Origin of the sequence: Paenibacillus agaridevorans, assembly GCF_018604145.1 — a bacterium.
Lineage (GTDB): Bacteria > Bacillota > Bacilli > Paenibacillales > Paenibacillaceae > Pristimantibacillus > Pristimantibacillus agaridevorans.
Genome location: NZ_CP075889.1, coordinates 704,691 through 731,618, shown reverse-complemented (window position 1 = coordinate 731,618; position 26,928 = coordinate 704,691). Strand labels below are relative to the sequence as shown.

Below are 26,928 nucleotides of genomic sequence, written 5' to 3'. Positions count from 1 at the left end.
GAGCGAAGGACGAAAAAACGGGGGAAAAGTCCGATTTCTTTTTCCCGGCAGACACAAGCCTCCAGCACCGCGGCAAACGGCTAAGGAGGCTTGTCCGATCGGCTCCTAAGTCAACGCAAGCAGCCTGTGCAGCACCTGCGCCGCTTCGGCTCGGGTCGTTCCGTTTTTAGGCGCGAACCGGCCCTCGCCTCTGCCTAGCAACAGTCCAAGCTCGGACGCCTCCTTTACATAAGCGACAGCCCATGGAGACAGTTCCGATTCGTCGTTATAGGCGGCAGCCGCACCGACAGATGCGGTTTCTCCGCGCAGGCGGACCGCCCTCATCGCCATAACCGCCATCTCCTCGCGGGTCACAAGACCGTTCGGATCAAAGATCGCGGCGCCTTTCCCGGCAACGATGCCCGCTTGGTATGCGATTGCCACGGGCTCCGCGAACCAGGCGTTCGCAGGCACGTCGGCGAACAGCAGATCGCCCCGTTCCGTCAGCCCCAGCGCGTTTACCAGCATCGCCGCGAATTCGGCGCGCGTTACGGTCCGCTCCGGCGCAAATGTCGAAGCTCCGGTGCCTTGGACGATTCCCTTGGCATATAACCCGCGAACTACGTTGTACGCCCAATGCGCGGCCGGCAGATCTTCGAACGATTTCGCTAATTCTAACACGGCATATCTGCTGAAGCGACGCACTTCCGCCGTCCACCAGCCGTTTGCATAGTCGCCTCCGACATATTCCGGCTGCCCTTCTTCTGGCAAATAATAGACGCCGGCAAGCTCGCTGCGAATCGCCGAATCAGCCTTTAAACGGATCGTGACCGGATCCGGGAATTGAGTCAACGAAGCGGAAGCCGTTCCGGCGATGGACAGACTAAGCTCATAGATGGCGCTGCCGAGCCGGATAACCGCTCCGGTCGCACGTTCTCCAGCGGCGCGGACCTTCTGCGCTTCGGCGAAAGGCAACGGCGCAAGCGTGAGCTTAACGGTTCCTTTTGCCCGTTCCGCTTCCGGCAGCAGGGCCGTCAACTCGCGGATCACGGAGGATGGAATCACGATCGACAGCTCCTCCGAACGTATTTCGATGGCGTTGTCGCCCAGCAGCTCGCTCGTTCCTGCCGGAAGCCGGACTTCCGTTACGCCTGCAGGAGCCTCGATGACGATGGTGCCGTCCGCATTTCCCTGCAGATTGTCGGCTTCCACGATGAGCGTGTTGTCGGTTTCCGTTGCGCTTCCGTTGCCGGTGCCGCTTTCGTTGCCGGTGCCGTTTCCGGCAGGAGGACCTTCGTTGCCGCCCCCCGCAGGCGGATTGTCATCGTCGTCGCCACCTCCGGGAACAGACTCTTCGATCAGCGGCATCACCCTGATCCGATCGACGGCCAGCTTCGCTTCGGATCCGACGCTCTTCACCGAGAAGCCGACGCCACCTTCCGCCAGCGAGTCGTCTTCGAAGGTCGCCACCCGCGTACCGTCGATGAACACGCGGAACTCGCCGCCTTCGGCTTCAATGACGTAATCATGGGAATCCGTGAGCGCAAAACCCGGTATAACATCCCCGATCTGGACGATCGATCCGACTTGCTCCGGCGTGGACGTACCGGGATATTTCCACAACTCTGCCGCGATGCCGTCCTTGAATTCCAGGAAATAATAGCTCGTTCCGGACGAATAGCGGAACATCGCCCGGAACCGGTTGCCCGCTCCCGTAAAGCTCATGCTGTAATCCGTCGAGGCGTAAGGGAACAGCGACGATTTTACGATGGCCCGCTGAGGTCCCGTCTGCAGCGTCGAGCCGGTCAGCTTCGCTTCGGCTCCGCTGCCCTCGATGCGCCAGTCCGCGCTTCCAAACAGATCCCATGCCGCGATGCCGTTCTCGAAGCCGTCCTCGAACAACGGCTCGATCACAACCGTCACGTCCGTCTCCGCCGTAAAGGAGCCGTCCTCTGTCGTTACCGTAATAACGGCGGTTCCCGGCGCGACGCCCGTCACCGTGCCGTTACCGCTCACTGCGGCGACGGACGGACGGCTCGAGCTCCAGACGACGTTCCGGTTTGTCGCGTCGGCCGGCTCGAACTCGGCATGCAGCCGGAACGACTTGCCCGCACCCAGCGTCAGCTCGTTCTCGCTGACCGCGACGCCGGTCACGGCTACCGTCTCGTTCGGATTGCGGCTCGTCACCGTCCAGTTGCCGAAATTGTAGGTCAGCGACTCTTCTCCGTAGGTCGCCGCGAACAGCTCCGCCCCTCTCTCCTGCTGCAGCCACGGCGTGTCGAACAGCTTGAAGCTGTCGTAATCGATCGGCTCGCCGTTGATTCGATGAGTGTCTGCGTAAGAGCCGGAAGCTCTGTCGAACGTAATGTCCATCTCGTTGCCGCTCAGATTGGTGTACACAAGACGCGGACTGGCCGCATTAATCCCGTCGGCGTTTAGCTCCGTCTCGGTGAGAATCGCGTTTATGAAGGCGTCAAGATCGTCGTAGTCGCCAATCTCCGCACTATCCAGCACCCAGCCGTTCGTATCCGCCTTGCTGCGCAGAATGTTGTAGTTATAATGCAGTTGCTTCGTCGGGTGAGGCGTCATCGGCTTCACCTTGTCGGCAGGATCCGTCGGCGTCTGGTAATGCCAGGTATACGGCTTGATCATCTTGAAGGCGAAATACATCTGCTCCGTCCGGTTAAATACCCAGCCGTCCTGCTCTTCCCATTCAAGAATGGAGCCCGTGTCGGGGAACATGGCGGTCAAATAGCTATCGGCGGCTCCGGGCTCCTTAAGCGACTTGTACACGCCGAGCGCCGCTTTGGCGTCCTGCATGATGCGATGGTTCTCCGGCTGATTATAGTTGCCAATCGCCGCGTCCGGCTGGTCCGCGTTGACGCGGAAGAGCGGATTAGGCGCGTCGGATTGCCAGCGCAGCGCGACCGGGATTTCTTCGATCCAGTTGTCTTGGCGATTGTAAGTGACCTCCGTCGATAAGCCCCAGGTCGGCTTCACATAAGCCTGACGATAGGTATTGAGCAGTCGGCCGCTGGAATTTTGCATATTCGTTTTGCGCGACATGTAGTCCTTATTCTTCAGTTGTCCAAGCTCGACGGCCATCGCCGGCGGCTCGTATTCCATTCCCTCGTAAACGGCCATGCCCAAATATTCCAGGAACGGACGGTAGGAAGCGGGAACGCCTGCATCCGATTCGCCGATCTTCTGCTGGGCGCGGTGCGAGCCGAAATACATCCACGACAGCGCCGTATGGTCGGCCCCTCTCCAGGACGGATCGTTGGCCGAGACGGCGTCGCCTTTCGCGCGGTTCGAGGTCGAGATAAAAATACCATCGATCCAGTCGTTCGCCCATTCGAACCACATGACGTCCATCGCCATCTTCACCTTCTGCTTGAAATCCGGCTCATCCGCGAACTGGTACAGGGCGTTGAGGCAGAGGTACGTCATAAACGTATACTCAGGGCTTTCGTATTCCGCCCAGCCGAAGCGGACGCCCGCATCCAGCATCTCCTCGACGTTGGCGCGGTTCGAGCTCTTGAGCGCCGCGCCCGATACGCCGTTTAAATCCTCAAGATCGGGGAAATATTGGCCGACCAGATAACCGGCTGCATAATTGCTCATCCGCAGGTTCTCCGTCTGAGGCAGCTTCGCATAGGCGTAGCTTGCGAAATAATCCCGCACATGCTCCGTCAAGGCGCTGTCGAATTTGTCGCCCACGAGCAGATAGGCATACATCTTGGCGACCGTCTTGTATTGCTCCCAGTCGTACGACTGGAACATCGTGTTCAGCTTCTGCAGATTGACGGTTTCGTTCTGTCCGTCCAGCAGTTGGGCTACAATCTGCGAAATATTGAGCTGCCCGCCGACTTCCGACATCGATTTTGTTTTGTTCCACAACCATTCGCGGCGGGTCTCGAGCGTCCCCGGCTGCGGCGCGTAAGAGCTTTCTTCCGCCGGCACCGGCTCTACGCTGACGTTGTCGAACACAACGCTGCTCAGCTTGTTGTTGTCGTGGCTCGTAACCGCAAGCCCGAAGTAGGCCGTTTCGCCAAGGGCGATCCCCTCCCGCTTGACCAACGTCCAGTTCTCTCCGTCGATGGAATGATAGGAGCTGATCATGGAGCCTTCCCGCGTCAGCTTAAGCCAATAAGGCGCCATCACGCCGGCCGCTCCGGCTTGCTGCGTCGTCGCGCCGCCCGTTTGGAGTCGGCTCTGGTAGCTCGTGCCGTACGATCCGGTCAGCATCATCAACGCGTTCGGCGAACCGGCTGCGATGCCGCCGCGGATCATGACGCCCGCTTTGGTCCACGCCACCGTATTCGACATGCCGGAGATGCGCGCCACGATCTGGCCATCCCCCTTCCACGGCCGGTAGACATAATGGAATGCATCCGCATTGCCCCAAATATCCGCTCCGGAGCCTCGAACCGTGAAGGTATCCGTCTCTTCGTCGTATACGGCGTCGCCCGCCAGTCTCGCGTCGCCGATGTCGCCGTTGCCAAACGGCTCCGGCAGTGCGCCCGGAGACGGCTCCGTCGTCGCCGTCGCTTCGTTGCTCGCAGGAGAGACGTTGCCTCCGCCGTCGCCGGCTTTCACGGTGAACCGGTAAGTCGTGTTGGGCGACAGTCCGGCAACCGTATGCGTCAGTGTAGAACCGCTTACGGATGCCAACAACGCGCCGTTGCGATAAATGTCGTATTTGGTTACGCCCGTATTGTCCGTCGCCGCCGTCCAGGACAGCTTAACGCTCGTATCGGTGACGTCCGTAGCGGTCAGACCGGATGGCGCGCTTGGCGCTTCGTCGTCGCCAGGGACGCCGCCCCCCGCTTCGTAGATGGCCAGATCGTCGATGACGTAAGCTTCGTCCGTTGCTCCCGTATCTACGCGAATGCTGAATGCGATCTTGAAGCTGGTAATGAGCTTCTGTCCCCCGTTCGGCACGATGCTGAACCGGTAGCTTGGGAGATCCTCGTCGTTAATCGTCTTCAGCTCGTTTGGCGTCGTATTGGTGTAAGCCGCCGTTCCCGTTATGCTCGGATAATCCGCGGGAAATCTCGGAACGCTCACGTTGTCGTAAGGCGCCATCTGCAGCTGGGCGTATGTATTGCCCGGCACCGGCTTGCTGCTCGCCGCGCTGCGGAGCAGCTTGTATTCGAATACAAATTCCGTCGGGGTCGTCCCGACCGGCATTCGGTAAATGTCATTGATCCGGGACAGCAAAGCTCCGCTTGTCAGCTCGTAAAAGAAATAGCTGTTTGCATTCGCGCCAAGCGACGCGTCGCGAAATTCCAGCGCGTTATTGCCGCCGATCTGCACAATCTGCTGCGAACCGCCGGACGTCGGAATCTCGAGGGTAAACGGACTTGTCCCCCCGTCGAACCCCGTGTCCATATCCGCGGCGAGCAGATTGGTTCTCGTCTCTTGCGGTTCCGCAGCCGCGGCGGGCGCGGGCGGCCATAACCCGATGGCAAGCAAAAAGGCAAGAAGCAGATGAATCCCTTTCTTTCCAGCAGCTGTTCTCATATCATTCGTAACCTCCTATTTTGAAAGCGTTTTCACTCATGGATAAAGCCGGCCGATTTCGGATGGATTCCGATACGGCCAGTCGAGAGCCGGCTATTCCCGATTCTGCTCGCGGTATTGATTAGGCGTAAGCCCGGTATATTTTTTGAACGAGGTAAAAAACGTCGTTTTGGATTGAAAACCCGATCGCTCCGCAATGTCGAGCACCGGCCAGTCCGTGGACACCAGCAGCTGCTTCGCCTGCTCCAGACGTTCTTGATGGATGAAGCCGGAAAGCGTGATGTGATAAGTCTCTTTGAATACCAGACGGACATAACTCCCTGACAGCATCATATAGTCCGCGATGCTTTCGAGCGTCAGCATGGGATCGTGCAAATGCTGCTTTACGTAATCGAATATTTCGGCGGCGAGCTCTTCTCTGCGCGTGGAAGACGAATGTTGAAGCGCCGTGCTGTCAATGAGAGCTTCGAGCTGCCTGTAGAGCCAATCTTTGACGTCCATCAAGGTGTCGAATTGCCGAAGCAGTTGATCCGCGCCTTGTTCCCGCTCGCCTATCGCCTTGCTGAACGCCTTGAAGACGTGGAACAACAGCAGCTTAAGCCGGAATTGGCATTCCGCGTACGTCAGCTTCTGGAGCTCTTCGAACATGACGTCGAGCTGCTCGCGCACCGCTTCCTTCTGCGCCTTGCGCGTCGACTCGATCAATTGATGGATGGCGCCTTCGTCCAGATCCGACTGCCGCTCAGGCAAATAAGGTGCGAGATCGGCTTCCACGTAAACCTTGTCGTCCGCGTCAAAAAACCGCAGCAGCGTCAAATCGCTGATTCTTTCATACAGGGCGCGCATATTCGCCTTTATCGGGGTTCGATCGCTGATCGCCGAGGTGACATTCAGATTGAGCCACTGCCCGATCGCCGCGTCCGATTCTTTGAGCGCAAGCACGGGATCGGCGTCTTCCGCGCCTCCCCCGACCAGCAAAACCAGCTGATCGCTGCCGAGATCCACGTTCTCTGCCGCGAAGCCGTGCCGGCTCAATATTTCGCCCGCGATATTGCCCATGGCATACAGGAGGAGTTTCCTGGAGGCGTACGAATACCGTTCCGAAAACGATTGGAACCGGTTGATCCGAATGACCGCAAGCCGAATGTCCGAAACCAGAAACGGCCTCAGCGCTTCATTTTCCTCCATTTCCTTGCTGTAGCCGCCCTGCAGCAGCCATTGCCGCAGAAGCTCGTTTTTGACCACGTCGCGATGATTGCGAATGATGTTGTTCATTTCATCCATCGTTTTTACCATATGGTCGAGTCCCGTCTTAATAACGGCGAACTCCGAATAATTGCGTTGTTCGGCCATCTGCGCATCCGGCGCGACCGTCTTCCTGATCTGCCTTGCGAGCTGGCTGAACGGCTTGAATTGGCGACGCGAGTTCCAGTAGGACAGGACGGACAATACGATCAGCAGAAACAGGCACATGCCGAATAAGCGGAACTGGATCCTATCGATATTTTTGCTGATGTCCTTTACCCGCACGGTAGAATGGAGCGTCCATTCCTCGGCCTTGAACGCGTAAGAGTGAACCAAATAAATTTGATCGCCCGACTTCGTTTCATGGGTAGCCGGATCGCGTCGGATAATCTGTTCGGCGTCGATATCCGGAGAACCGCCGAGAATGACGGCTCCGGATTCGTCCACAACCATGATATTGGTGGATGCCTCGTTCAAATTTTGCAGCAAATACGTCTCAAGCAGCTCTTTGTCCAGCAAAATCACGACATAACCTTGGCTGCTGATCCCGCTTTTGTACGCCGGCGCGATCAGGGCGAGGCGGGCATTCCCGTCCGGGCTTTCGTGATTGTAAAACCGCAGCGTAGACGGAGGTTGCTCGAGAATGCGATCCAGTACCCCCCGATCGGCAAAATTGTCGAAGGTATGAATGCCGTCGCCGGAGTCGATCACCTGCCGCGTCTTCATATTGATCAAATAGGTCGTATCGATAAAGGACTGCAAGCTCAAAAATTTCGATATCGACTTCAGCGCGGAAGACGCAACCAACGGCTCGCCGCTATCCGCCATCAGCCAATGGAAAATATCCGGGTCCTGGTACATGTTGAGCGCGTACGCTCGCAGCTGATCCAACTGGTATTCCAGTCCCTGGCTGACGCTCAAGGTTTTGGCGCTCATCAGCCGGTTCACGTCGCCATAAGCTTGCTCGGCATATTCCCGTCTCAGGAAAAAGGAGAAGATCAGAATAATAATCGCGAACCCAATTCCGATTTTCAAAAAATTCCGAAGGTATGTCTGTTCAGGCAACAGTCGCAATCGTAACTCCCCTTCATCTGTTCTTATTCCCGCTCCCGAAAGTCGACTACCGGCTGCTTATTGGAGAAAAACCGCTGACTGCCTGCTGCGTTTTCTCTATCGCCGTTAGCGGGAAACGAGAAAAGCGTCGATCTGGCTCTGCAATTCCGTCTGGATTTTTTTGGCCAGCGGCGCCGCTTCCGCCTTAAAACGGTTCCAATAATCGTCCGGATCGACAACGCCGTTAAAGATGGCCGTATAATATTTGGCTTCGATGCTGACGTATTGCGAAATTTCGTTGACGACCGGCGCGCTGTCGAACGTAAACCCGGCAAGCACGTCCATCGTAAAGTTGCCGACGTCCGCGCTCCACGCGTCGAGCCGCGACGTCTCTTCGTCCTGGGCGGCATCCTGGCGGTCCAGCGTCGGATTCCAGATCCACGCGTACGGGAACCAGGCGTAGCCGTCGCCCAGCACTTTGTATTGGTTATCGCCGACCGCTTCCCAGTTGGTGCCTTCGATGCCGTAGGCGAGCAGATCGTAATTTTCTTTTCGATTCGCCCAATCCAGGAACTGGATGGCGCGCTCCTTGTTTTTGCTGACGGCCGGCACGCTTATAAAATTGTACTGTAGCGCATTCGTCAAGATGGCGCCTTTCTCCTCGTTCATAAACGTAACCGCCTCGAATTCAGCTTCGGGATTGACGCTCTTGAGCGCTTGCTGCGTGTCGGTGCCTACGCCAAATTCGTTGCTTGGAATGATCGCCACTCTTCCTTGTTTGGCAGGCTCAAGCACTTCTTTGATGGCCAAAACGTCCTGGCTAATAATTTGATCCTGATAGAGCTTGCGCGAGTTTTCGATCCAGGACCATACCGACGGTTCCATCTCTTCGAAAAGGTTGTAAATTTTTCCGTCGTTGTTTTTCGTATACAGCACCAGCGATTCCGGCAGCACCGGACTTGGCATCACATTGTCGACGTTTTCCTTCCAATAGCGGCGGTAGGCGCCTTCCGACAACCCTTTGCTGACATCCTGACCCGACGGAAGGAGCGGCACGATGTCCGGCATGTTCTCCTTGACCGCATAAGCGAACTTAATAAGATCATCATACGTCTCGATCGGCGCAATGCCAAGCTGCTCGCGCAGATCCTTCCTCACATAGTAGACGCGGCCCTGGACGAACGTAACGCCGTTCGGGATGGCCATAATTTTGTCGTCGAACTTGTTCGCGTCCCACATTTCCTGGGGCCGGTTCTTCAAAATGTTCGGGCCGTATTGCTGCAGCAGATCATCCAGCTGCGCATAGCTGCCCGCGGCGATCTGTTGGGTAATATGGAGCCACGGGGCATCGAAAATAAGATCGATCGGTTCGCCCGAAGACAACGTCACCTGCGTCTTCTGGGCGAGATCCGCAAACGGGACGAACACGACGTCCAGCTTCACGTTCAGGGAGTCCGCCATCCGTTTCTCCGCTTCCGCGATGACGGCGTCGAAGTCTCGCGGCCTGTCGCCCGGAATCATAATTTTCAGCGTGACGGGATCCAGCTTGCCTTCTTGCGTAGCCGCCGTGGAGCCGGGACTCGCGGCGGGAGCGTCCGTGCCGCCGTTCGAAGAACACGCGGCAAGCATGCTCGTCGTCAGCAGCAGAGCCAGCGTCCCCGCCATTCCTTTTCGAATATTCATTGTTACGACCTCCTGAGTGTATATTGTATATTTAACCGAGATTTCCGGCTAAATCAAGTTTGGCGTCAGCCCTTGACGGCGCCGATCGTAATGCCTTTGACAAAATATTTCTGTAAAAACGGATAGAGCAGCACGATTGGGCCGATGGTCAAACAGACTGTCGCGAGCTGGATCGAGCTGGCCGGAGCGGCCACCCGGTAGCTCGCGCCGCCGCCGACATAAGCGGACATGTTCAGATTCGAGATCAATTGCCGGATCATGAGCTGCAGCGGATGCAGCTTGTAATCGTCGATGAACAGCAGCGACAAATACCAGTCGTTCCAGAATTGAATGGCGTAGAACAACGATACCGTGGCGATAACCGGCGTGGAGACGGGGATGATGATGCTCCAGAACAGCCGCATATCGCCCGCTCCGTCGATCGTTGCCGCTTCGTTGATCTCGTAAGGTAGCGACTTGTAAAAGGCGACCAGAATAAAAGCGTAAAACGGATTCAATACATAAGGCAGGATGAGCGCCCACAGGCTGTCCTTAAGATGAAGCCAATTGGCGACCATAATATAGAAGCCGACCAGCCCGCCGCCGAGCACCATGGCGAGGTAGGTCAGAAATGCCATAATGTTGCGGTATTTCACCTTCGGATGCGCAATTACATAAGCGAACATCGACGTAATCGTCACCGCGATGACCGTACCCGCGACGGCAACCGTCAGCGAGTTGCGGTAGCTGAGCAGCAGTTGCTTGCCTTTCAGCAGGAACGAATAGGCGTCAAGGCTCCAGGCCTCCGGCAGCAGTTGATAGCCGTTCGCCAGAAAGCTGCCCTCCGTCGCAAAAGAATTCGCAAGCACGAGCCAAAAAGGCACGACGCACACGACGCCGAATAAAACAATGACCGCGTACACGACGGTTAAAAAGATGGATTCGCCCGCGCTCCTTCCAGCGGATTGACGAGTTTGCCCGGAAGGCGACGGAACGATAGATTGCTGCGGCTGATTGCCCATAAACATCATCCTCCTAGAACAGTTTCGAATCGGGATCGATGCGCCGCGCAAGCCGGTTAAACAGCAAAATCGTCGCCAAACCCATAATGGATTGATACACCACGACGGCCGAAGACATGCCGAAGTTGCCTAATTGACGCAAAGCCCGGAACGAATACGTATCGATAACGTCGGTCGTCGGATACAAGATCGAGTTGTCGCCGATAATACCGTAAATCATGCCGAAGTCACCAAAGAAAATTCGGCCGACGCCGAGCAGCATCAACACGACGATGACGGAGCGGATCGACGGAATCGTAATGTAAACGATCTGCTGCAGCCGTGTCGCTCCGTCGATTCGCGCCGATTCGTAATAGTCATTCGGAATGCCGACAATGGCGGCCATAAAAATAATCGAATAATAACCGGAAAACTTCCAGACGTAGACGACAGTCAGAATGAACGGCCATAACTTCGCGTTCTGATACCAGTTCACCCCTTCCAAACCCAATCGGCCGAGCCAATCGTTAAGCAGCCCGTCCGAGCTCATAAACGCAAGCATCATCAAGCTGACGACCAGCCACGAAATAAAGTAAGGAAGAAAGATGAGCGACTGGCTAAGCTTTCGCAGCAGGACCGAACCCGCCTCGTTTATGAAGATTGCCAGCAGCAGCGCCGCCCCGATGCCGAACACCAGAAACAACGCGTTCAAATAAACCGTGTTGAAGGTAACTCGCAGCCAATCCTGTCCTCCGAAAAAAAACTCGAAATTGGCAAGTCCGCTCCAATCGCTACCCCAAATTCCCTTGACAGGCTGAAAACGCTGAAACGCAATCAGATGCCCGACCATGGGGATGTAAGAGAACAGTGCCAAAAAAATAATACCCGGAATAGCCAACGCGTAAAGCTGGCGATTCTTCGTTAGTTCCCTGATGAATCCCATCCGTATTCTGCTCCTTCCTCATGTCCAGTGACGTTTCACGGGCTGACTCCTACAATAGGCCAGCAGAGCCGCCTCTGAACAGTCCGAAATGTGCTAATCGCCTGTTAGAAGCGCAAATAGAACTCGAATCGGATTCCGAACCTGCCAGCGAGCCCACTCTCCTGTCGGATTATCGCCGTAGCGCGAGTCCGACCGCTATAAGTCCATTGCCCGCAAAAAAACAGACCTGGCCGGCGAGCCGCGGTTCCGTAAGGAACTGGCGGGGTTGCGGGCCAAGTCTGTGAAAGATTGTTCGAGCTTTTTTGGTTCGTTAATCCTCCTCCGCTTCAAGCAGGAGCTTTCTCCGCATGCGCGCCGGACGGATCGCAAGAACATAGATCAACATCGCTGCGGCAATGGAGATCGGCGCAACGTAATAACCGCCGAGAAGCAGCGGCAACGACGCGGGCAACCACAGGATGGAGAGTCCCGTCAGCAATGCTGCCCTATCCAATCTGGCGAATTGCTCTCGCTGGCCATCCAAAGGGAGCGGATAAATGTTTTTCCAAACCGTGTAACGGTTCACATAACGCAGACCTCCAAGCTGGAGCGTCATAACGAATGCGAAGATGGCATAGGAGATCGCAGCTCCCCATCCTTCGAGGGTCGCGGCGTCTGCAGCCCAATAGGATACCAGTCCGCCAAGCAGCACTAGACGGATCAGGATGCCTCCGATCTCCGTGCGTATAAGCGATGCCGCGTACAGATACACATATGCATGGTTCTGCCCGTAGCGGATCCGCGGCAATAGCCAGGACAGATAAGGCCTGCGGGCAATGCTCGCCGAGACGACAGGCACATCGATAAACATGCCGAAGGCCGAATAATACCGCTTCCGCGTCCTTTCTTCCTCCCGGATGAGCCGCTCCCAAGGGAACCGCTGATTGCGCGGCAGACGATATGCGGCAGCGAGCAGCGCCATGCAAATAAACATAAACAAGGCTGCTTGCCATTCCGGATAGAGGAGCCAAGCTCCGATGACGCCTGCCGTCAGCAGCCAACGGCCAAGCCGAAAGAAAATCCGGGCAGCCCCCCATGACATTCGCCGCTCGCGCCAAGCCCCGTAATGTCCGGCTCCTTTCAAGAGCAGCAGAGCCACGGCCAACAGCCAGACATCGTTCTCGCCGCCTCCGCGCTGGTAGACCGGCACATAAAGCAAAAATACGGCCGCGGCCAGAATACTGCTCCAGATGACCGAATAGCGTAATGATCGATTTAGATATACATTCATCTCATGCTCTCTCGGCATCAAATAAACAACATCCGCCGGGGCAAGCCAAGTACGAAGAGGACTCCAGCAGAGTACGGGCGTCAGGAAGACGACGCCAACTTCTATTAAGGGGAAGTCTGGCGGCACGTCCCGAATCAGACCAAAATATCCGATGGCGGAAGCAATGAACAATAAGGATAGGAAAGCGGGAAAACCGCTCTGCGCCATATAACGCAAATAAGGAAATATCTCCTTGCGGAACGCGCGGGCACGTTCGCTCCAAGTCACCGCAAGCCGGGCTCCAGCCTCCGCCATCAGCTCTCCCCTCCTGCAACGAGCCGGTAGAACGCATCCTCCAGGGACCCCGTCCCTTCTTGAAAGCCCGCAGCGGACCGAATATTCTCCAGCTTTCCTTGTGCGGCGATACGTCCCTGATGCATGACGATAAAGGAATCGCAATAGGCTTCCACCGTGGACAGAATATGCGAGCTCATCAAAATGGCAGCCCCGCTGCGTTTTACCTCAACCAGTCTGTCCAACAGCGACCGAATGCCAAGCGGGTCCAGTCCCAAAAAGGGTTCGTCGATAATATACAAAGGCGGCGAAGCCAGCAGCGCGCTCATGATCATCACCTTCTGCCGCATTCCCTTGGAGAGATGAGCGGCGAATGCACGGCGCTTCGGCACCATCTGGAACTCGATAAGCAGCTCCTCGGAGCGTGCCTCATAGTCTTGTCCGGGTACGCCGTAAGCCATCCCGGCGAGTCGGAGATGTTCCTCCACCGTCAGTTCGTCAAACAGCACCGGGGATTCCGGCACGTATGCGAACGCCGATCGATATTGCTCGGGATGCTGCGCCAGCCTCACACCCGCCACCTCCACCTCGCCCTGCTGCGGGGTGAGCAGCCCCAGAATATGTTTGATCGTCGTGCTTTTGCCCGCTCCGTTGAGACCGATCAGCCCCACCATCTCGCCCGGTCTGATGCTGAATTCAATTTCATGCAGCACTGGCCTCTTTGGACTATATCCGCCGGTCAAGCCGCTTACTTGCAGCACTTTGTCCATTTTGTTCATAACATCCAGCATCCTCTCCACGGTTTTCCTTAATTACCCTGCATGTTTACTATCTATCAGCATACCGAAGTTGGAGGCAAATTTCAAAAATAGAAAAGAGGCTGCCCGATTGGACAGCCCCAGCTTGTGACCGGCGTATTGCCGGACAATGATTGCATTATTATTTGATCGTTATCGTTTTGACGATGCCGTTTTCGCCCTTGACTTCGACCAGTTGGCCGATCTTCAGCTTGGTGGCGTCGCCTACGACGGATACGTTGCCATCCACGTTATAGATGAGCGTAGTCGTCGAATTGTTGGACTCCGTGCGAGTAACCGTAATCGTAGCCAGCTTCGCCTGAGCGTTGAAATTCAGCGTGTTGATGACGCCAAGCTCCGTAAACGCCGTCGATACCGGCGCCTTCTCTGTAACTTCGATAAACACGACCTTGTTCTGGTAAGTACGGATGAACAGCTTGTCACCGGCTTTCAGATCGGCGATCGTCGCTTTTTTGTCATCGCGGAAGATAAAGACCGTAGGATCAACGGCAAGCGCCAATTCGGTATTATCGGATTGAACGATCGTCAGAGCACCATTGGCTGCAGTCTTCAGCGTACCTTGAATGGCGCGTGCGTCGTGATCCGGCATCTCGTTGTCTGTACGGTCGAGCAGCGCCGCCAGCTCGGCGCGCGTTACTGGCTGGTTCGGACGGAACGTCTTATTGCCATGTTTGTCCTCATAACCCGTAATGATGCCCTTCTGCAAGGCAAGCGCTACATAGCCGACAGAGCCTGCCGGAATTTCCTTCGCGTCCTTGAAATCCAGCTTCGTGTTGTTCAGAGCTTTTGCTTCATCCTCCAGCTTAAGCGATTTGATCAACAAGATCGTCGACCATAACCGTGTAGCGTTTTGCTCCGGTTTAATCTCCGTCTCCGTTTCGGCGAACAAATCATTTTCCAGTGCTACGGATACGTAACCGACTGCCCAAGGATATTTTTTCTTCAGCTTGTCTGCATCCTTGAAGTTCAGCTCCGTACCCATTTCCTCTGCGGATTCCGCTTGTGCGCGCAGCCCCATCAGCCTGACGGCAGCCGTCAGCGTCTCAATGCGGGAGATATGCTGCTTCGGCTTGAACGTGCCATCCTCGTAACCCGTGAACACGCCTTTCGCCGCGAGACGCATAATGTATTCAAGCGCCCACTCCAGTTGGTCTTCATCCTCGAAGTTCCACTTGACCTTATATTTGTTGTCGTTGTCGCCCCAACCTTTGTTTTTGTCCCACTTGTCATCGTCGTCTCTGTCATCGTCCTTGTCGTTTTTGTTCTTCTTATCGTGCTGATCCCAGTTTTTACCTTTACCATTCTTGCCATTATCGTAATCGTTCGAGTGCGCGAATGCGGACGTCGCGCCGCTTGCCAGCATCAGTACCGCAGTCGCGGTAACCGCCGTCTTTTTCCATAAAGTCTTTTTCGTCATAATAGCCACTCTCCTTTAAACGTTAGCGGGACATGCCGCTTTATACCTTCGCCCATACCTTTCGCATGGGGAAGTCCGTTTAAGGGGGGTGGCTATTAAAATAATTTTATGTCGGGTACGCTTGGCGGCCTGCTCTGTGACCAAAAAGCGGTTTTCGGGGACAATCTCCATAAGCGATTTCACACCACTGTTCACTGCCTATTCGCACCTGAGATTCGCATCCGTTTGATTAGATGACGCCGCCGCCAAACACGCTCCATTCTTCTATTTCTTTTCTCCACCAATCGTTTGCGTTGCCTACAGCTGCTCGTTCGCCTACATTTCGATCCATCGGCGTTTTTAACGCCTATAGCTGCTCGTATGCCTACTTTTTGGAGCCATAGGCGCCAATAACGCCTATGGACACTAATCAAAGTTATTTTCCGGTCCATCGGCGTTTTTAACGCCTACAGCTGCTCGTTCGCCTACTTTTTGGAGCCATAGGCGCTAATAACGCCTATGGACACTAATCAAAGTTATTTTCCGGTCCATCGGCGTTTTTAACGCCTACAGCTGCTCGTTCGCCTACTTTTTGGAGCCATAGGCGCTACTAACGCCAATGGACACTAATCAAAGTTACTTTTCGATCCATCGGCGTTTTTAACGCCTATAGCTGCTCGTTCGCCTACTTTTTGGAGCCATAGGCGCTACTAACGCCTATGGACACTAATCAGAGTTACTTTTCGATCCATCGGCGTTTTTAACGTCTACAGCTGCTCGTTCGCCTACTTTTTGGAGCCATAGGCGCTAATAACGCCTATGGACACTAATCAAAGTTATTTTCCGGTCCATCGGCGTTTTTAACGCCTATAGATGCTCGTTCGCCTACTTTTTGGAGCCATAGGCGCTAATAACGCCTATGGACACTAATCAGAGTTACTTTACGATCCATCGGCGTTTTTAACGCCTATAGCTGCTCGTTCGCTTACTTTTGGGAGCTATAGGCGCTACTAACGTCTATGGGCGCTAATCAGAGTTACTTTACGATCCATCGGCGTTTTTAACGCCTACAGCTGCTCATTCGCCTACTTTATTGGTACGGATACAGTACCTGATCTGCTCATTGAAGCATACTTTAATGCTTTTTTGAAGCAAAATAGAGGCGGGAGCCCCGCCTCTAATATTTCAGATCATTTTTGTGATTGTTCCCAAACTGGTAAAATCACGCACTCTTTTTATTGCTTTTTCGCCGAATCCCGTTTCTCTTTTAACCACTTAGGAGCGCCTTTATTTTTGCCCTCGCGTTTCTTCTGCTCCTTGGCCTGAGCCTTCGTGACAGGCTTGGCAGCGGGCTTCGCAGCCGGATTCATCGCAGATTTCTCCGTTTTTTTTCCGGGGGATTGAGTCCTGCTTGGTGCCGGCTTGGAACCCGTCCGCGAACTTGCGACCTCGCGGCTTAAACCTCCAGGCCGAACGGACCGCCCGCCCGTTTCGGACCGTCCCGATTGTTTACCTGCGGCAGCCGAGATTGCCGCACGACTGCCGCTGACGTCACCCCGCTCTCCCGCCTGCTGGGCCGGCTCGCTTCCCGCGCTGTCTTGCTTGCTCCCGTTCCGGAGCGATCTTGGTCTAGTCGCCTCTCGAAGCTGCTCATCAGACAGCAGCTTGCCCCTGTACATCGATCGCTCCGAGAGATCGATCCCCAGCGACTTGCGGAACTTCTCCATGATGAACAACTCCTGCGGCGTCACGATCGTAATAACCGTCCCCCGCTTGCCCATTCTTCCCGTACGTCCTGCGCGATGCACATAATGATCCGCATCCACGGCGGGATCCAGTTGCAGCACAAGCGGAAGTCCCTCGATGTCGAGACCCCTCGCGGCGACATCCGTTGCAAGCAGCAACTGGCATGTCCCTTCCCGGAACCTGGCCAACGTTGCCGCGCGGCGCTGCTTGTCGGAGTCGCCATACAATGTTTCTACGGCGAAACCCTCGTATTTCAGCTTGGATTCCCAGTTCCCGATCTCATTCGTGTCATTTAGGAACAGCAGCGCGGAAGCTGGATTTAGCAGCCGGATAAGACGCCGCGTTGTGTCTGTTTTATCTCGACGGTCGCTCACGACGTACAAGTTCTCGATTGTCGACGATACGCGATGCTCCATGGCGAGCTGGAAGCGGACAGGCTCCTTCATCCAGCGCCCCTCGTATCTGGCCATCTCTTCCGGATACGTAGCAGAGAAAAATGCAAGCTGACGATTCTTGCCCATGGCAAACAGCACCGTTTCCAGATCCTTCTCGGAGCCCAGCTGAAAGGATTGATCCGCTTCGTCAACGACGGCGAGACGGATCTCGTTCAGCTTCAGCTTCTTGTTCTTCAGCAGCTCGTGAATACGTCCCGGAGTTCCGATGACAAGCTGGGGACGCAACTTAAGCTTTTCCACCTGGCGCTTCATCGCGGCTCCTCCAATAAGCTGTTGAACGCGAATGCCAAGCGGCTCAGCATATACTTCCGCTACGCGGACGATCTGCATCGCCAGTTCCTGAGTCGGCGAGATAACGATGCCTTGAATATGGCCCAGTTCCGCATCGATTCGCTGCAGCATTGGAAGCAGGAACGCCAGCGTCTTGCCCGTTCCCGTCTGCGAGCGGGCAGATACATCCTTCCCCTGAAGCAGGGCCGGAATCGTATCCGCCTGCACGTCAGTTGGCGCCGCCATTCCGCGTTCCGCCAACAGCTTTGTCAGCTTTTCGTTTAAGCCAAGTTCTACCCATGTTTTGCCGTTTTCCATTTCTTGTTAGCCCCTCTTGTAGCTTCCTTTATTTTCGATTAAGCAGTCCGCCGAACAGCCGGTCCGCGACCCGCGGCATTAATCCATACAGTTTGATTCCAACCGAAGCGGCATGCGGCAGGTCCAGCTCCGCCTTCCGTCTCTCCATGACACGGACGATCGCCTTGGCCACATAAGCCGGCTTCATCATGAACCAGCCAATATTTTTAGTATAGGAGCCGGATGGATCAGCAATAGCAAAAAATTCCGTGTCGATAGGTCCCGGATTCACGGCCGACACGACAATCCCTTCGCTCCGCAGCTCCATCCGCAGCGAATTTGTAAAACCAAGCAAGGCATGTTTCGTCGCGGTGTAGCTCGTCGATTTCGCCGATCCGATCTTGCCCGCCATGGAAGCGATATTAACGATATGTCCTCCGCCCTGCTTGCGCATGTGAGGAAGCACGGCTTTTGTGCAGCGCACAACGCCCATGTAATTCGTATCCATCATCGATTCGAAGCTCTCCACGGGCATATCCTCGAATCTCTCGAATTGACCATAGCCGGCGTTGTTCAGCAGAATATCAATTCTACCGTATTGGCGGATGACTTTCTCTACTACATCCTCCACTTGCTTCATATCGGTCACATCCATGACAAAGTAGGAGCTCTGGCCTCCGATTGCCCCAGACGTCCTGGCCAACCTGGCTTCATTGCGCCCTGTCAGTACAGGAATGCCTCCTCTGCGCGCGATTAAGCCGGCAGTAAGGGCCCCGATACCGCTGGATGCTCCCGATATAAGAACGATTTTCCCCTTCAGCATCTCACATCACCACTCCGAATTGGTTGCGATTCACTTTTTGAATAACCTCTATTATCCATAAGTTTACTTCACTCTCACCCCGGAAGCAAAAAAAAGCTCCCTAAGGAGCTTTCTTGCGATTATGAAGCGATGAGGACTTGAATGTCCAGCTCGCCGATTCCTTCCATTATTAGCGGAATCGTCAGTGCCTGCTTGGCGTTAAAGCCGGCTGTCTGTGCGGAATGGATGACCTTGGGCGGCGTAATGTCAACCTTAACACCCTGATTGTACAACATCGTACTGGCGTTGCCGCTGATCATGTTGCCCAGCTCGGAGATTGCGCTGCGGGATATCTCGTCAAGCTCAGCAATCACGAAGCCTCCCATCATAGCCGACACCATCTTGAGTGCTACCTGTTCGCTTAGTCCGAATACAATATCGCCCTTCATCTGCCCATTGAGACCGATCTGAATCCAGATATAATTCTCAACAAACTTAATGTCCTTGAGACCTAGCTGTCCTGTCGCAGGCCGAATTTGCACGACTTGCTCGATTACGATTTTTGCAGATTCAAGAAACGGGTTTATATACTCTGCCTTCATAACAGGGAAGCGCTCCTTTTTTCTCGACAAAATTCGCAGTTTGTCTTTTTGAGACTTATTATACTCGAATCACTAGGACAAGTATACTATTAAATGGCGATACGCTCCTTAAGACCTAAGCCCGTTGGTCCTGCACCGTGAGGTTGATTATTTCAAACGGCCTTGCTGCCGGCTTGTCGGCGATAACGAATTCGCATCAGACGAAGACGTTCGTAGAGCTGCTCGACCTGACGGCCGGACTTCCCTTCCTCCTGCTGTCCGTATACTTGCTCAAGCACGGGCTTAAGATAACGGTCGCCCATTGCAGACATCGCTTCCCAAATCATCTGCCTCTCGGATTCAGGCACTTCGCTAAGCTCGCGTTCCACAAACGGCTCGACATCGTACCCTTCCGCCTCCAATCCTTCGATTCGAATGAGCAGCTCCCGTCTGGACAGCGATAATTGCTCTTCCAACTGGCTTAGTTGTCCGCCTTGCTGAAGAACGCTCAATATTTGTTTCTTCTCTTGCTGGCGGTCCATCAGCAGCTTATATTTGTTTTCCTTCTGCTTGCATTGCCATGTGGCGAACACGTCAGGATCCAGCCGTTCCGCCACCCAATCCAGAGGGAAGGTCGTCGTGCGCGAAGCGCCCGCTGTAACGGCTAACACATCTGCGCCGTATGCGGCATGCTTGACCTGGCCCCAGCCCGGAATTTGACGCAGCTCCTCGTCCGATTGAGGCACGAATGCGCTGATCATCCACAGCATCCGGTTCGTCGCCACAAGGTAGGCAGACTTTTTCTCCGCCCCCGCCGCCTTTCTGCGCCATTCGCGAAGGCTTTGGAACAGCTCCTGGTCGGCATGCAGCTCTCCATAACATTGCAGCATCGTCAAGTACCCGCCGTTACCCGCGCGAGGGCTCTCCAGCATGCCGTCAATAATGGGCATATAACCAGCTCCCATCATCCGGGCGATGCCAAGCCGGAAAGCAATCATCATCTCTTCCCATGACGTGCCCTCGAACCAGACCGCCATCCGTTCCCCTTCTTCCGCATCCTCCCGCCATTCGACGGACCACCTGCCTTGATCCTCCCCAATGAACAGCTTTGCGCTTTCGATCCCCGCATCCCCCGCCGATTTCTCAAATGTGTTCATGAATACGATTTGCATACGTCACTCACCTTTCATCTCATCATTGGTAGCGAATAACGACAACGTACCGTGGATAACAAGGTGAAACGGCTACGCCGTCCTTTGGCGGCGCGGCGCGTTTCATTCCGAGAAATATAGAGAAAGTATGGCGAAATCATATACTTTCCTAGATTTGAACAAAAAAAAGCACCTCTTCCGCCATTATGGCAAAAGAGGTGCTTCCTCGTTCTCACACAGTCCGTTCATCTATTCGATTGGTTACATGCTACCATATCATCAAGAGATTTACAAGCCGAATTTGAACAACCTCTTTAAATTCGTACTGCCGGCTTTCCGGGGAGTAGGGTATAATGACTACCAGCATCCATTAACGGAGGGATTTCTATGCAGCTGCCCAATTATGATTTTTTGTCGGATTCCTTGGAGGATACGTCCACCAGATTCGTCACTTTTATTACGCCCGGCCTAAAGCGGTTCGACCTGGCCATCTTGACGACCAATCGATTCTATGGCAAGAAGCTTGTAACGGATCTGCAGTTCGGCAAAACGGCCATCATCGGTCCTGACGATCTCGAAGAGGAAGGTTATTTGGAACATGTCTTCAATCTGACGCAGGAAGAAGGCGATGAGCTGAGGCAATTTTTATATTTTGTCGTTGGCACGGTGAATTTTACCGATTAATCGGGGTACGTTATTAATGTACAACCATGACTATTTATTCAGGGAGGAAACAGCCAGTGTTTCACGGTGATTATGACGACCGCGATTATCACGATGAGCTATTGACCGAACAATCTCATGAGAATGATCTGTTCGCGGAGGAGTTTCCCGAAGGACCCTACGGCTCGGACTTGCTTAGAGAATCCCTTGGCAAAAGCTCGCCTTGGCGGATGGGGCAGCATAAACAGAGCGCTTACGGCTATGAGAACAAGTCGCTGCACAAGGATCTGCCGCGGGAGTATCCCGGCGAGGACGATTATCGAGCTGGCGTTCCCGAGGTGCATGACGAGCCGTAAGCCCTATTCGCATTAAAGAGCGCCCGTAGTGGCAGCCGGCATGAGCCGGCAGCCATTTACGGGCGCCGTTTTTCAAAGTTCGTGAACCGTCACCTCGCTCCGTACCATAAACCTTGCGTTTACGCCGGCCTGACCGATTCCCTTCGAAATATAATAAGCTCCTTGTTCGCTTCTATGAAGGCCACGATAGATTCCCCGCTGAGACAACGGACCCTTCGGCTTCAACTTAAAGAAAAAAGGAATATTGAACTGCTTGCCATGGAAATGTCCCGCCATCAAATAATCATAATTTTGCTTAATTTTTAATACGACATTAGGGTCATGGGTAATGACGACCGCGGGTTTGCTCCGCTCAATGTTCAGGAACGCCTCCGATATTCGGCTATGCCCTGTACTGTAATTGTCAATGCCAATCAATGTAAACTCGGGAAGCGACACGCTGCCGTTCCTTAATATCGCAATGCCTTGCTCCCGGAACAGCGTCAACATCTCCCGAGGGCGCGGCTGCTGGTAATCATGATTGCCGAGCACGGCATAGACAGGGACCCCGACCGCAGTAATGGCTTTCAAATATAGAGCCAGCCTGGGCAAATACTCCCGTCTGTATGTATAATCACCTGTAAGCACGATATAATCCGGCTTCTCCGCCCGGACGACGGCTTCCATCTTATCAGGCCCAATTCGAAGCATATCGACGTGAAGATCGCTGATCTGCAAAAAACGTTTTCCCAGGCCAATAGGATGAGCGACGCGTTCGATTTTGAGCCATTGCGTCGGCATTATCAATAATAAGTAGAAGAGCGCCGACATGCCTATTAAGGCAATCAGCACGATTATAAGATCACTCAGCCTCTTGAGCACCTCCCTGCGTCCTAGAAGGATAAGCCGAATTGAATCAAGCGCTCCCCGGACAGCTTAGCGAGAAAGCCGAATACTTCGGACTCGCATGTCGTTCGATCAATATCATACTCAATCAGAAGCGCGTTGACAACTTCGCCGACCGTGACCGATTCCCTTAAGAGTCCCCAGATGCGGCTCCCCGTTTCGTTAAAGTAAAAAGCCAGGCTCCGATCCGGCCACAACACGGACAAAGCTCCTTCGGCGTTCCCTCCCTCGACGCACCTCCCGCTTTCCAGCCTTACAATAGGCAGGAATAAGGAAAGCGAGAACGAAGGTTCTCCCGGCATAAACAATTCCGAAGCTGAATGCAATGCAAACACCTCTATCTCCATTCGTTCTTTATAAAGAACAATCGTAAAAATTCTATCATTCGATCTTCCAGACTGTCAATGTCCTTCTCGGTTCCAAGTTTTCCCCTCAAAATCTGCATGGAACTGTTGACAACGAATAACGTTGATGATAACCTTAACTCGAGTTCTTAATTAAGAACAAAAACGAACATTATACGATTTTAAACACGAATTAATTTGAAATAAACAATTGATATATCCTTATATTTACGGGATGTTCACTTATTCGTCTGACTGTTCTATAACAAGAACAACATGGAGGCCTTATGAGCGCAATCAGTAGCATTTGCAGTTTGAACGGGCAGCCCTTGGCTGTTGAATACGGTCCTCGCGTGATGGATGGCTTCGCGAAATTTCCGGCCGATTATGTCGGCATGTGGCAGCAAAATGATGTCTTCCTTGGCTGCCACGGCCAATGGATTACTCCGGAATCGCTGTCGGAGCGGCTTCCTTCTTGGGATGAAGCATCCGGCCTCGCCATTACGGCCGACGCAATTATCGATAACCGCACGGAGTTGTTCGATCTTCTGCATATTCATGCTTCGGATCGGGCTGCCATGACAGACAGCCGCCTGTTGCTGCTTGCTTATGAGAAGTGGGGCAACGAAAGTCCCGCGCACCTTGTCGGCGATTTCGCGTTTATGATCTGGGATGCCAGAAAACGCACTTTGTTCGGCGCGCGAGACTTCTCCGGCAATCGTACGCTTTATTACACGACAACGGGTGAATTCGCGGCATTTAGCACGACGATTGCGCCGCTGCTGTCGCTGCCTGGCGTAGAGCGCGGACTTAACGAACTATGGTTATCCGAGTTTCTGGCAATTCCGATCTCTACGGAATCGGTCGACGTTTTCTCTACTGTATATAAATCGATCCGACAGCTGCCTCCCGCCCATAGCTTCCTTCTCAGGGACGGCCGCCTCACCTTCGCCAGATACTGTACGATTACGCCGAAAAAGAAGCTGATTTTGCGTTCCAACGAGGAATATGTCGAGGCGTTTCGCGACGTTTTCCGGAATGCCGTTTCCTCCAAGGTTCGCACCTTCAAAAAGGCCGGCTCCAAGTTAAGCGGCGGCCTGGATTCCGGATCGGTCGCGAGCTTTGCTGCCCGTGAATTGCAGAATCACAATAAATTGCTGTACACGTTCAGCTACGTGCCACTGGAAGGTTTCACGGACTGGACGCCGAAAAGCCGGATTGCGAACGAGCGGAACAACATTAAGGCAACCGTTGATTATGTAGGCAATATTCAGGACAGTTATTTCGACTTTCCCGACTATAATCCGCTCTCGGCAATCGACGACTGGCTGGATATTCTGGAGTCGCCATATAAATTTTACGAGAATTCATTCTGGACGAAGGGCATTTACGAAAAAGCAAGCGAAGCGGGCATGGGCGTATTGCTCAGCGGCAGTCGCGGCAATTGGACGATCTCCTGGGGACCCGTCCAAGATTATCATGTGGAGCTGCTGCGCAAATTCAAGCTGATTACGCTGTATCAAGAATTTAATTCCTTCTGCGAGAACATCGGAGTCAGCAGGAAAAAGATGTCGCGCGTCATTACCCGCAAGGCGTTCCCTCGCCTTTCCGGCCGGAGCGACTCTCAGCAAAGAGGTGATTCGCCCGAATGGATTCATCCGGAGTTCGCCGAACGAACCCATGTATATGAACGCTTAAGGGAGCATGGCTACGACTTCTGGGGCGATCCTTCACAGAACGTGTACGATGTCAGACGCAAGCAATTCGAGAAGCCCTATTACTGGACGGTAACCGGCAAGGTAGGCTGCATGCAATCCTTGCGCCACTCGTTGTGGGACCGCGATCCTACTAATGACCTTAGAGTTATACGATTCTGCTTGTCATTGCCGGAGAACCAGTATGTGCAAAACGGTTACGGCCGCTCGTTGATACGGAGGGCAACTTCCGGTTATTTACCCGACTCCGTTCGACTGAATCAGCAAGTGAGAGGCATTCAGGGAGCGGACGGCTTATATCGCATGCTTCCGGCATGGAATGAGCTTGTGCAGGAATTCAGGGATACGATCGATGATCCTTGTATCGCCGGATATTTGGACGTAACGGGGCTGAACCAAGCTTGGCAGGCCATTAAAGCCTCGCCGCGACCGGAGATCGTATTCGATAATGAGTTCCGCATTCTGATGCGGTCCGTTATATTGCGTCGATTTCTGCAGCGTTGCGGTTAAAGCCCGCAAGTCATATTCAGCGCTTGAGAGGAGGTGATGATATGGAAAAACAAACGAAAAAGTCGTGGCAGCAACCGCAGTTGGAGGTGCTAAATGTCAATATGACAATGGCCGGACCCGGTGTCAGATTGCCGGATGATATTCAACCGGATCCGACGGAAGTCATCCACTACAGTTAGTCCGTCGTCATTTGCATTCGTTCTGCCGCAACTGTACGGGCCGCCCTTGTACATCATCGTACAAGGGCGGCCCGCCTGACGGGCTGCGATCCATTACCGACAGCAGGGAGTGATTATGATGAATTTACCGGAGAAGACGGCACGTTATCGCTCGTTCGGCCTGATCATCGAGAGCGAGTTCCGCTTGCCTGAGCTTCGCTTAATCGACAGTACCGACAGCGGTATGAATGGAAACATGCCTGATGTGGTTATAACTCGCCAGCCTCTCGAGAAGCTGTGGCAGGAGCTTACGAAAGTAAACGAATTTCTTGCCGTAGGAGAAAACAGTGTTCTTATTCGCGTGCCGGATACGGCCATCTTCGGTATCAAGGACGGCCGTACGATAGAGGTCTCGTCTTCCCCCACGGCCGATGAGGACAAAATCAGACTTTATTTGCTTGGCAGCTGTATGGGCATTCTGCTGATGCAGAAGCGGATTCTCCCGCTGCATGGCAGCGCGGTCGCCATTGACGGCCAGGCTTACGCCATTGTCGGCGCATCCGGGGCGGGCAAGTCGACGCTCTCCTCCTACCTCATGGAGCGAGGCCACGAGCTGCTTAGCGACGATCTTATCGCCGTCCATGTTGGCGAAGGAGGCACCCCCATCGTCATGCCTGCCTATCCGCAGCAAAAAATATGGCAGGAGTCCATGCAATTGCTAGGCAAATCCACCGCAGGCTTAAAACCCATCTACAAGCGGGAAACGAAGTTCGCCGTCCCGGTCGAAGGCGCATTTCTGGATACGCCGCTGCCGTTAGCGGGCGTATTCGAACTCACCAAACACGATAAAAATGCTGAGATCGTTCCTATCGTAGGGCTGGAACGTTTTCATGCGCTGCTGCGGCATACCTTTCGAGGTTTTCTTTTGGAACCGCTCGGACTTATGGAGTGGCACTTCCGGACATTGTCCAAATTCGCGGGGCGAATCGACATGCTCCGGCTATCCCGTCCGCTTGACGGCGACAGTCTCGCCGACCTGTACCGACTCATGGTTCAATCGACCAAAAAGGAGATGTTGTTATGATGTCAATCATGCCTCTGACGTTAACCGATCTTGTATCCTCCTGCAAACAAAATATAGTGAGCGACATGGGCGGAGAAAAAGTGATGCTCAACGTGAAAAACGGCAATTATTATAATCTGGGCCAAATCGGCGGCCGAATATGGGACTGCATCCATGACCCCGTGTCTGTAGAAGAGCTGATAGGCAGACTGACGGAAGAATTCGACGTGGACGACTCGGCATGCGCGGAGCAAGTTTTCTCGTTCCTGGAGCAGCTTCGAGGGGAAGGATTGCTCCTTGTTAACGAAGAGAATAAGAACGCTGCTAACGTTTGATCGGCTTACCGTCCTCTTATTAATAGAGGCTTTTCTTTTTTTGGGATGGGCCAAGCTGAGGTTCCGCCGCGAATTCGCCAAGATTGCGCCGGGACTTGGGGCTAAAAGCGAAGAAACCTCTCTCGACTCCGATGAGCGACATGTCAAGACCCTTAAGCATATCCGGTCCGCCATTTCCGTCATTAGCCGAAATACGCCATGGGAGAGCAAATGTATGGTGCAAGCGATGGCTGGCATGCAAATGCTTGAGCGTCGCGGCATCTCAAGCACCTTGTATCTCGGAACCGCTCGTGATGAGCACGGCAAGCTGATCGCGCACGCTTGGCTGCGCAGCGGCTCTATGTATGTAAGCGGGCACGAGGTTATGAATCAGTTCGTCGTCGTCGAGAAATTCGCCAAACACGCCCGCAGGGCCGGTTAGAGAGGTGCCC

At 54.1% G+C, this 26,928-nt stretch carries 21 protein-coding genes; 7 read left to right on the top strand and 14 right to left on the bottom strand.

Features of this window, described 5'->3' with window-relative positions; genetic code table 11:
• Positions 1-105: 105 nt before the first annotated feature.
• The 12 genes from KJW29_RS02930 to KJW29_RS02875 all read right to left on the bottom strand — a co-directional run bounded on the left by KJW29_RS02930 (position 106) and on the right by KJW29_RS02875 (position 20,489).
• A complete protein-coding gene (locus tag KJW29_RS02930) occupies positions 106-5,505 on the bottom strand; it encodes an S-layer homology domain-containing protein (RefSeq protein WP_214628698.1) in 5,400 nt (1,799 codons plus the stop codon).
• A gap of 93 nt (positions 5,506-5,598) precedes the next feature.
• The gene (locus KJW29_RS02925; RefSeq protein WP_214628697.1) at positions 5,599-7,824 is read right to left on the bottom strand and encodes an AraC family transcriptional regulator; all 2,226 of its coding nucleotides are present in this window, start codon (positions 7,822-7,824) and stop codon (positions 5,599-5,601) included.
• Between the two features lie 105 nt (positions 7,825-7,929).
• Complete coding sequence (locus KJW29_RS02920; RefSeq protein ID WP_214628696.1) at positions 7,930-9,486, bottom strand: extracellular solute-binding protein; 1,557 nt, start codon at positions 9,484-9,486, stop codon at positions 7,930-7,932.
• A 65-nt stretch (positions 9,487-9,551) separates the two neighbouring features.
• A complete protein-coding gene (locus KJW29_RS02915; protein ID WP_214628695.1) occupies positions 9,552-10,487 on the bottom strand; it encodes a carbohydrate ABC transporter permease in 936 nt (311 codons plus the stop codon).
• A gap of 13 nt (positions 10,488-10,500) precedes the next feature.
• Positions 10,501-11,409 (bottom strand): ABC transporter permease, encoded by a 909-nt coding sequence (locus KJW29_RS02910; RefSeq protein ID WP_214628694.1) that lies wholly within the window; start codon positions 11,407-11,409, stop codon positions 10,501-10,503.
• Positions 11,410-11,719: 310 nt separating this feature from the next.
• Positions 11,720-12,973: an ABC transporter permease gene (locus KJW29_RS02905; protein ID WP_214628693.1), complete on the bottom strand. Its 1,254-nt coding sequence runs from the start codon at positions 12,971-12,973 to the stop codon at positions 11,720-11,722.
• Positions 12,973-13,722, bottom strand: a complete 750-nt coding sequence (locus KJW29_RS02900; RefSeq protein WP_214630963.1) for an ABC transporter ATP-binding protein — start codon at positions 13,720-13,722, stop codon at positions 12,973-12,975. Before KJW29_RS02900 ends, KJW29_RS02905 begins: the two co-directional genes overlap by 1 nt.
• Positions 13,723-13,891: 169 nt before the next feature.
• On the bottom strand, positions 13,892-15,187 hold the full coding sequence (locus KJW29_RS02895; protein WP_214628692.1) for an S-layer homology domain-containing protein: 1,296 nt from the start codon (positions 15,185-15,187) through the stop codon (positions 13,892-13,894).
• Positions 15,188-16,401: 1,214 nt separating this feature from the next.
• Positions 16,402-17,955, bottom strand: coding sequence for a DEAD/DEAH box helicase (locus tag KJW29_RS02890; protein WP_214628691.1), 1,554 nt, complete (start codon positions 17,953-17,955; stop codon positions 16,402-16,404).
• A gap of 28 nt (positions 17,956-17,983) precedes the next feature.
• Positions 17,984-18,757 carry an SDR family NAD(P)-dependent oxidoreductase gene (locus tag KJW29_RS02885; RefSeq protein ID WP_214628690.1) on the bottom strand — a complete coding sequence of 258 codons (774 nt, stop codon included), beginning with the start codon at positions 18,755-18,757 and terminating at the stop codon, positions 17,984-17,986.
• 119 nt (positions 18,758-18,876) lie between these two features.
• Positions 18,877-19,338 carry a chemotaxis protein CheX gene (locus KJW29_RS02880; protein WP_087566656.1) on the bottom strand — a complete coding sequence of 154 codons (462 nt, stop codon included), beginning with the start codon at positions 19,336-19,338 and terminating at the stop codon, positions 18,877-18,879.
• A 152-nt stretch (positions 19,339-19,490) separates the two neighbouring features.
• Positions 19,491-20,489: an HRDC domain-containing protein gene (locus KJW29_RS02875; RefSeq protein WP_214628689.1), complete on the bottom strand. Its 999-nt coding sequence runs from the start codon at positions 20,487-20,489 to the stop codon at positions 19,491-19,493.
• Positions 20,490-20,855: 366 nt separating this feature from the next.
• On the opposite strand from KJW29_RS02875, the gene KJW29_RS02870 reads away from it, so the two are divergent.
• Together KJW29_RS02870 and KJW29_RS02865 are read left to right on the top strand one after the other, a co-directional pair.
• The gene (locus KJW29_RS02870; protein WP_214628688.1) at positions 20,856-21,152 is read left to right on the top strand and encodes a DUF3055 domain-containing protein; all 297 of its coding nucleotides are present in this window, start codon (positions 20,856-20,858) and stop codon (positions 21,150-21,152) included.
• A gap of 56 nt (positions 21,153-21,208) precedes the next feature.
• Positions 21,209-21,487, top strand: a complete 279-nt coding sequence (locus KJW29_RS02865; RefSeq protein ID WP_187104706.1) for a hypothetical protein — start codon at positions 21,209-21,211, stop codon at positions 21,485-21,487.
• Positions 21,488-21,559: 72 nt separating this feature from the next.
• Here the strand turns inward: KJW29_RS02865 and KJW29_RS02860 are convergent, their stop codons facing one another.
• Positions 21,560-22,348, bottom strand: coding sequence for a metallophosphoesterase (locus KJW29_RS02860; protein WP_246608554.1), 789 nt, complete (start codon positions 22,346-22,348; stop codon positions 21,560-21,562).
• Between the two features lie 11 nt (positions 22,349-22,359).
• Positions 22,360-22,707, bottom strand: a complete 348-nt coding sequence (locus KJW29_RS02855) for a PqqD family peptide modification chaperone (RefSeq protein WP_214628687.1) — start codon at positions 22,705-22,707, stop codon at positions 22,360-22,362.
• Between the two features lie 296 nt (positions 22,708-23,003).
• On the opposite strand from KJW29_RS02855, the gene KJW29_RS02850 reads away from it, so the two are divergent.
• From KJW29_RS02850 to KJW29_RS02830, 5 genes are all read left to right on the top strand, one after another.
• Positions 23,004-24,941, top strand: coding sequence for an asparagine synthase-related protein (locus KJW29_RS02850; RefSeq protein ID WP_214628686.1), 1,938 nt, complete (start codon positions 23,004-23,006; stop codon positions 24,939-24,941).
• A gap of 41 nt (positions 24,942-24,982) precedes the next feature.
• On the top strand, positions 24,983-25,120 hold the full coding sequence (locus tag KJW29_RS02845) for a paeninodin family lasso peptide (RefSeq protein WP_108993708.1): 138 nt from the start codon (positions 24,983-24,985) through the stop codon (positions 25,118-25,120).
• A 115-nt stretch (positions 25,121-25,235) separates the two neighbouring features.
• On the top strand, positions 25,236-26,183 hold the full coding sequence (locus tag KJW29_RS02840; protein WP_214628685.1) for an HPr kinase/phosphorylase: 948 nt from the start codon (positions 25,236-25,238) through the stop codon (positions 26,181-26,183).
• Positions 26,180-26,497 (top strand): lasso peptide biosynthesis PqqD family chaperone, encoded by a 318-nt coding sequence (locus KJW29_RS02835; protein ID WP_214628684.1) that lies wholly within the window; start codon positions 26,180-26,182, stop codon positions 26,495-26,497. The genes KJW29_RS02840 and KJW29_RS02835 overlap by 4 nt, the downstream gene beginning before the upstream one ends.
• Positions 26,460-26,918, top strand: coding sequence for a lasso peptide biosynthesis B2 protein (locus KJW29_RS02830; RefSeq protein WP_214628683.1), 459 nt, complete (start codon positions 26,460-26,462; stop codon positions 26,916-26,918). The genes KJW29_RS02835 and KJW29_RS02830 overlap by 38 nt, the downstream gene beginning before the upstream one ends.
• Positions 26,919-26,928 lie beyond the last annotated feature (10 nt).

Bases quoted from the DNA above. Each gene is read 5' to 3' on its own strand.
- KJW29_RS02930 (WP_214628698.1), bottom strand. From the start codon at position 5,505: ATGAGAACAGCTGCTGGAAAGAAAGGGATTCATCTGCTTCTTGCCTTT.
- KJW29_RS02920 (WP_214628696.1), bottom strand. From the start codon at position 9,486: ATGAATATTCGAAAAGGAATGGCGGGGACGCTGGCTCTGCTGCTGACG.
- KJW29_RS02915 (WP_214628695.1), bottom strand. From the start codon at position 10,487: ATGGGCAATCAGCCGCAGCAATCTATCGTTCCGTCGCCTTCCGGGCAA.
- KJW29_RS02910 (WP_214628694.1), bottom strand. From the start codon at position 11,409: ATGGGATTCATCAGGGAACTAACGAAGAATCGCCAGCTTTACGCGTTG.
- KJW29_RS02905 (WP_214628693.1), bottom strand. From the start codon at position 12,973: ATGGCGGAGGCTGGAGCCCGGCTTGCGGTGACTTGGAGCGAACGTGCC.
- KJW29_RS02900 (WP_214630963.1), bottom strand. From the start codon at position 13,722: ATGGACAAAGTGCTGCAAGTAAGCGGCTTGACCGGCGGATATAGTCCA.
- KJW29_RS02895 (WP_214628692.1), bottom strand. From the start codon at position 15,187: ATGACGAAAAAGACTTTATGGAAAAAGACGGCGGTTACCGCGACTGCG.
- KJW29_RS02890 (WP_214628691.1), bottom strand. From the start codon at position 17,955: ATGGAAAACGGCAAAACATGGGTAGAACTTGGCTTAAACGAAAAGCTG.
- KJW29_RS02885 (WP_214628690.1), bottom strand. From the start codon at position 18,757: ATGCTGAAGGGGAAAATCGTTCTTATATCGGGAGCATCCAGCGGTATC.
- KJW29_RS02880 (WP_087566656.1), bottom strand. From the start codon at position 19,338: ATGAAGGCAGAGTATATAAACCCGTTTCTTGAATCTGCAAAAATCGTA.
- KJW29_RS02875 (WP_214628689.1), bottom strand. From the start codon at position 20,489: ATGCAAATCGTATTCATGAACACATTTGAGAAATCGGCGGGGGATGCG.
- KJW29_RS02870 (WP_214628688.1), top strand. From the start codon at position 20,856: ATGCAGCTGCCCAATTATGATTTTTTGTCGGATTCCTTGGAGGATACG.
- KJW29_RS02850 (WP_214628686.1), top strand. From the start codon at position 23,004: ATGAGCGCAATCAGTAGCATTTGCAGTTTGAACGGGCAGCCCTTGGCT.
- KJW29_RS02845 (WP_108993708.1), top strand. From the start codon at position 24,983: ATGGAAAAACAAACGAAAAAGTCGTGGCAGCAACCGCAGTTGGAGGTG.
- KJW29_RS02840 (WP_214628685.1), top strand. From the start codon at position 25,236: ATGATGAATTTACCGGAGAAGACGGCACGTTATCGCTCGTTCGGCCTG.
- KJW29_RS02835 (WP_214628684.1), top strand. From the start codon at position 26,180: ATGATGTCAATCATGCCTCTGACGTTAACCGATCTTGTATCCTCCTGC.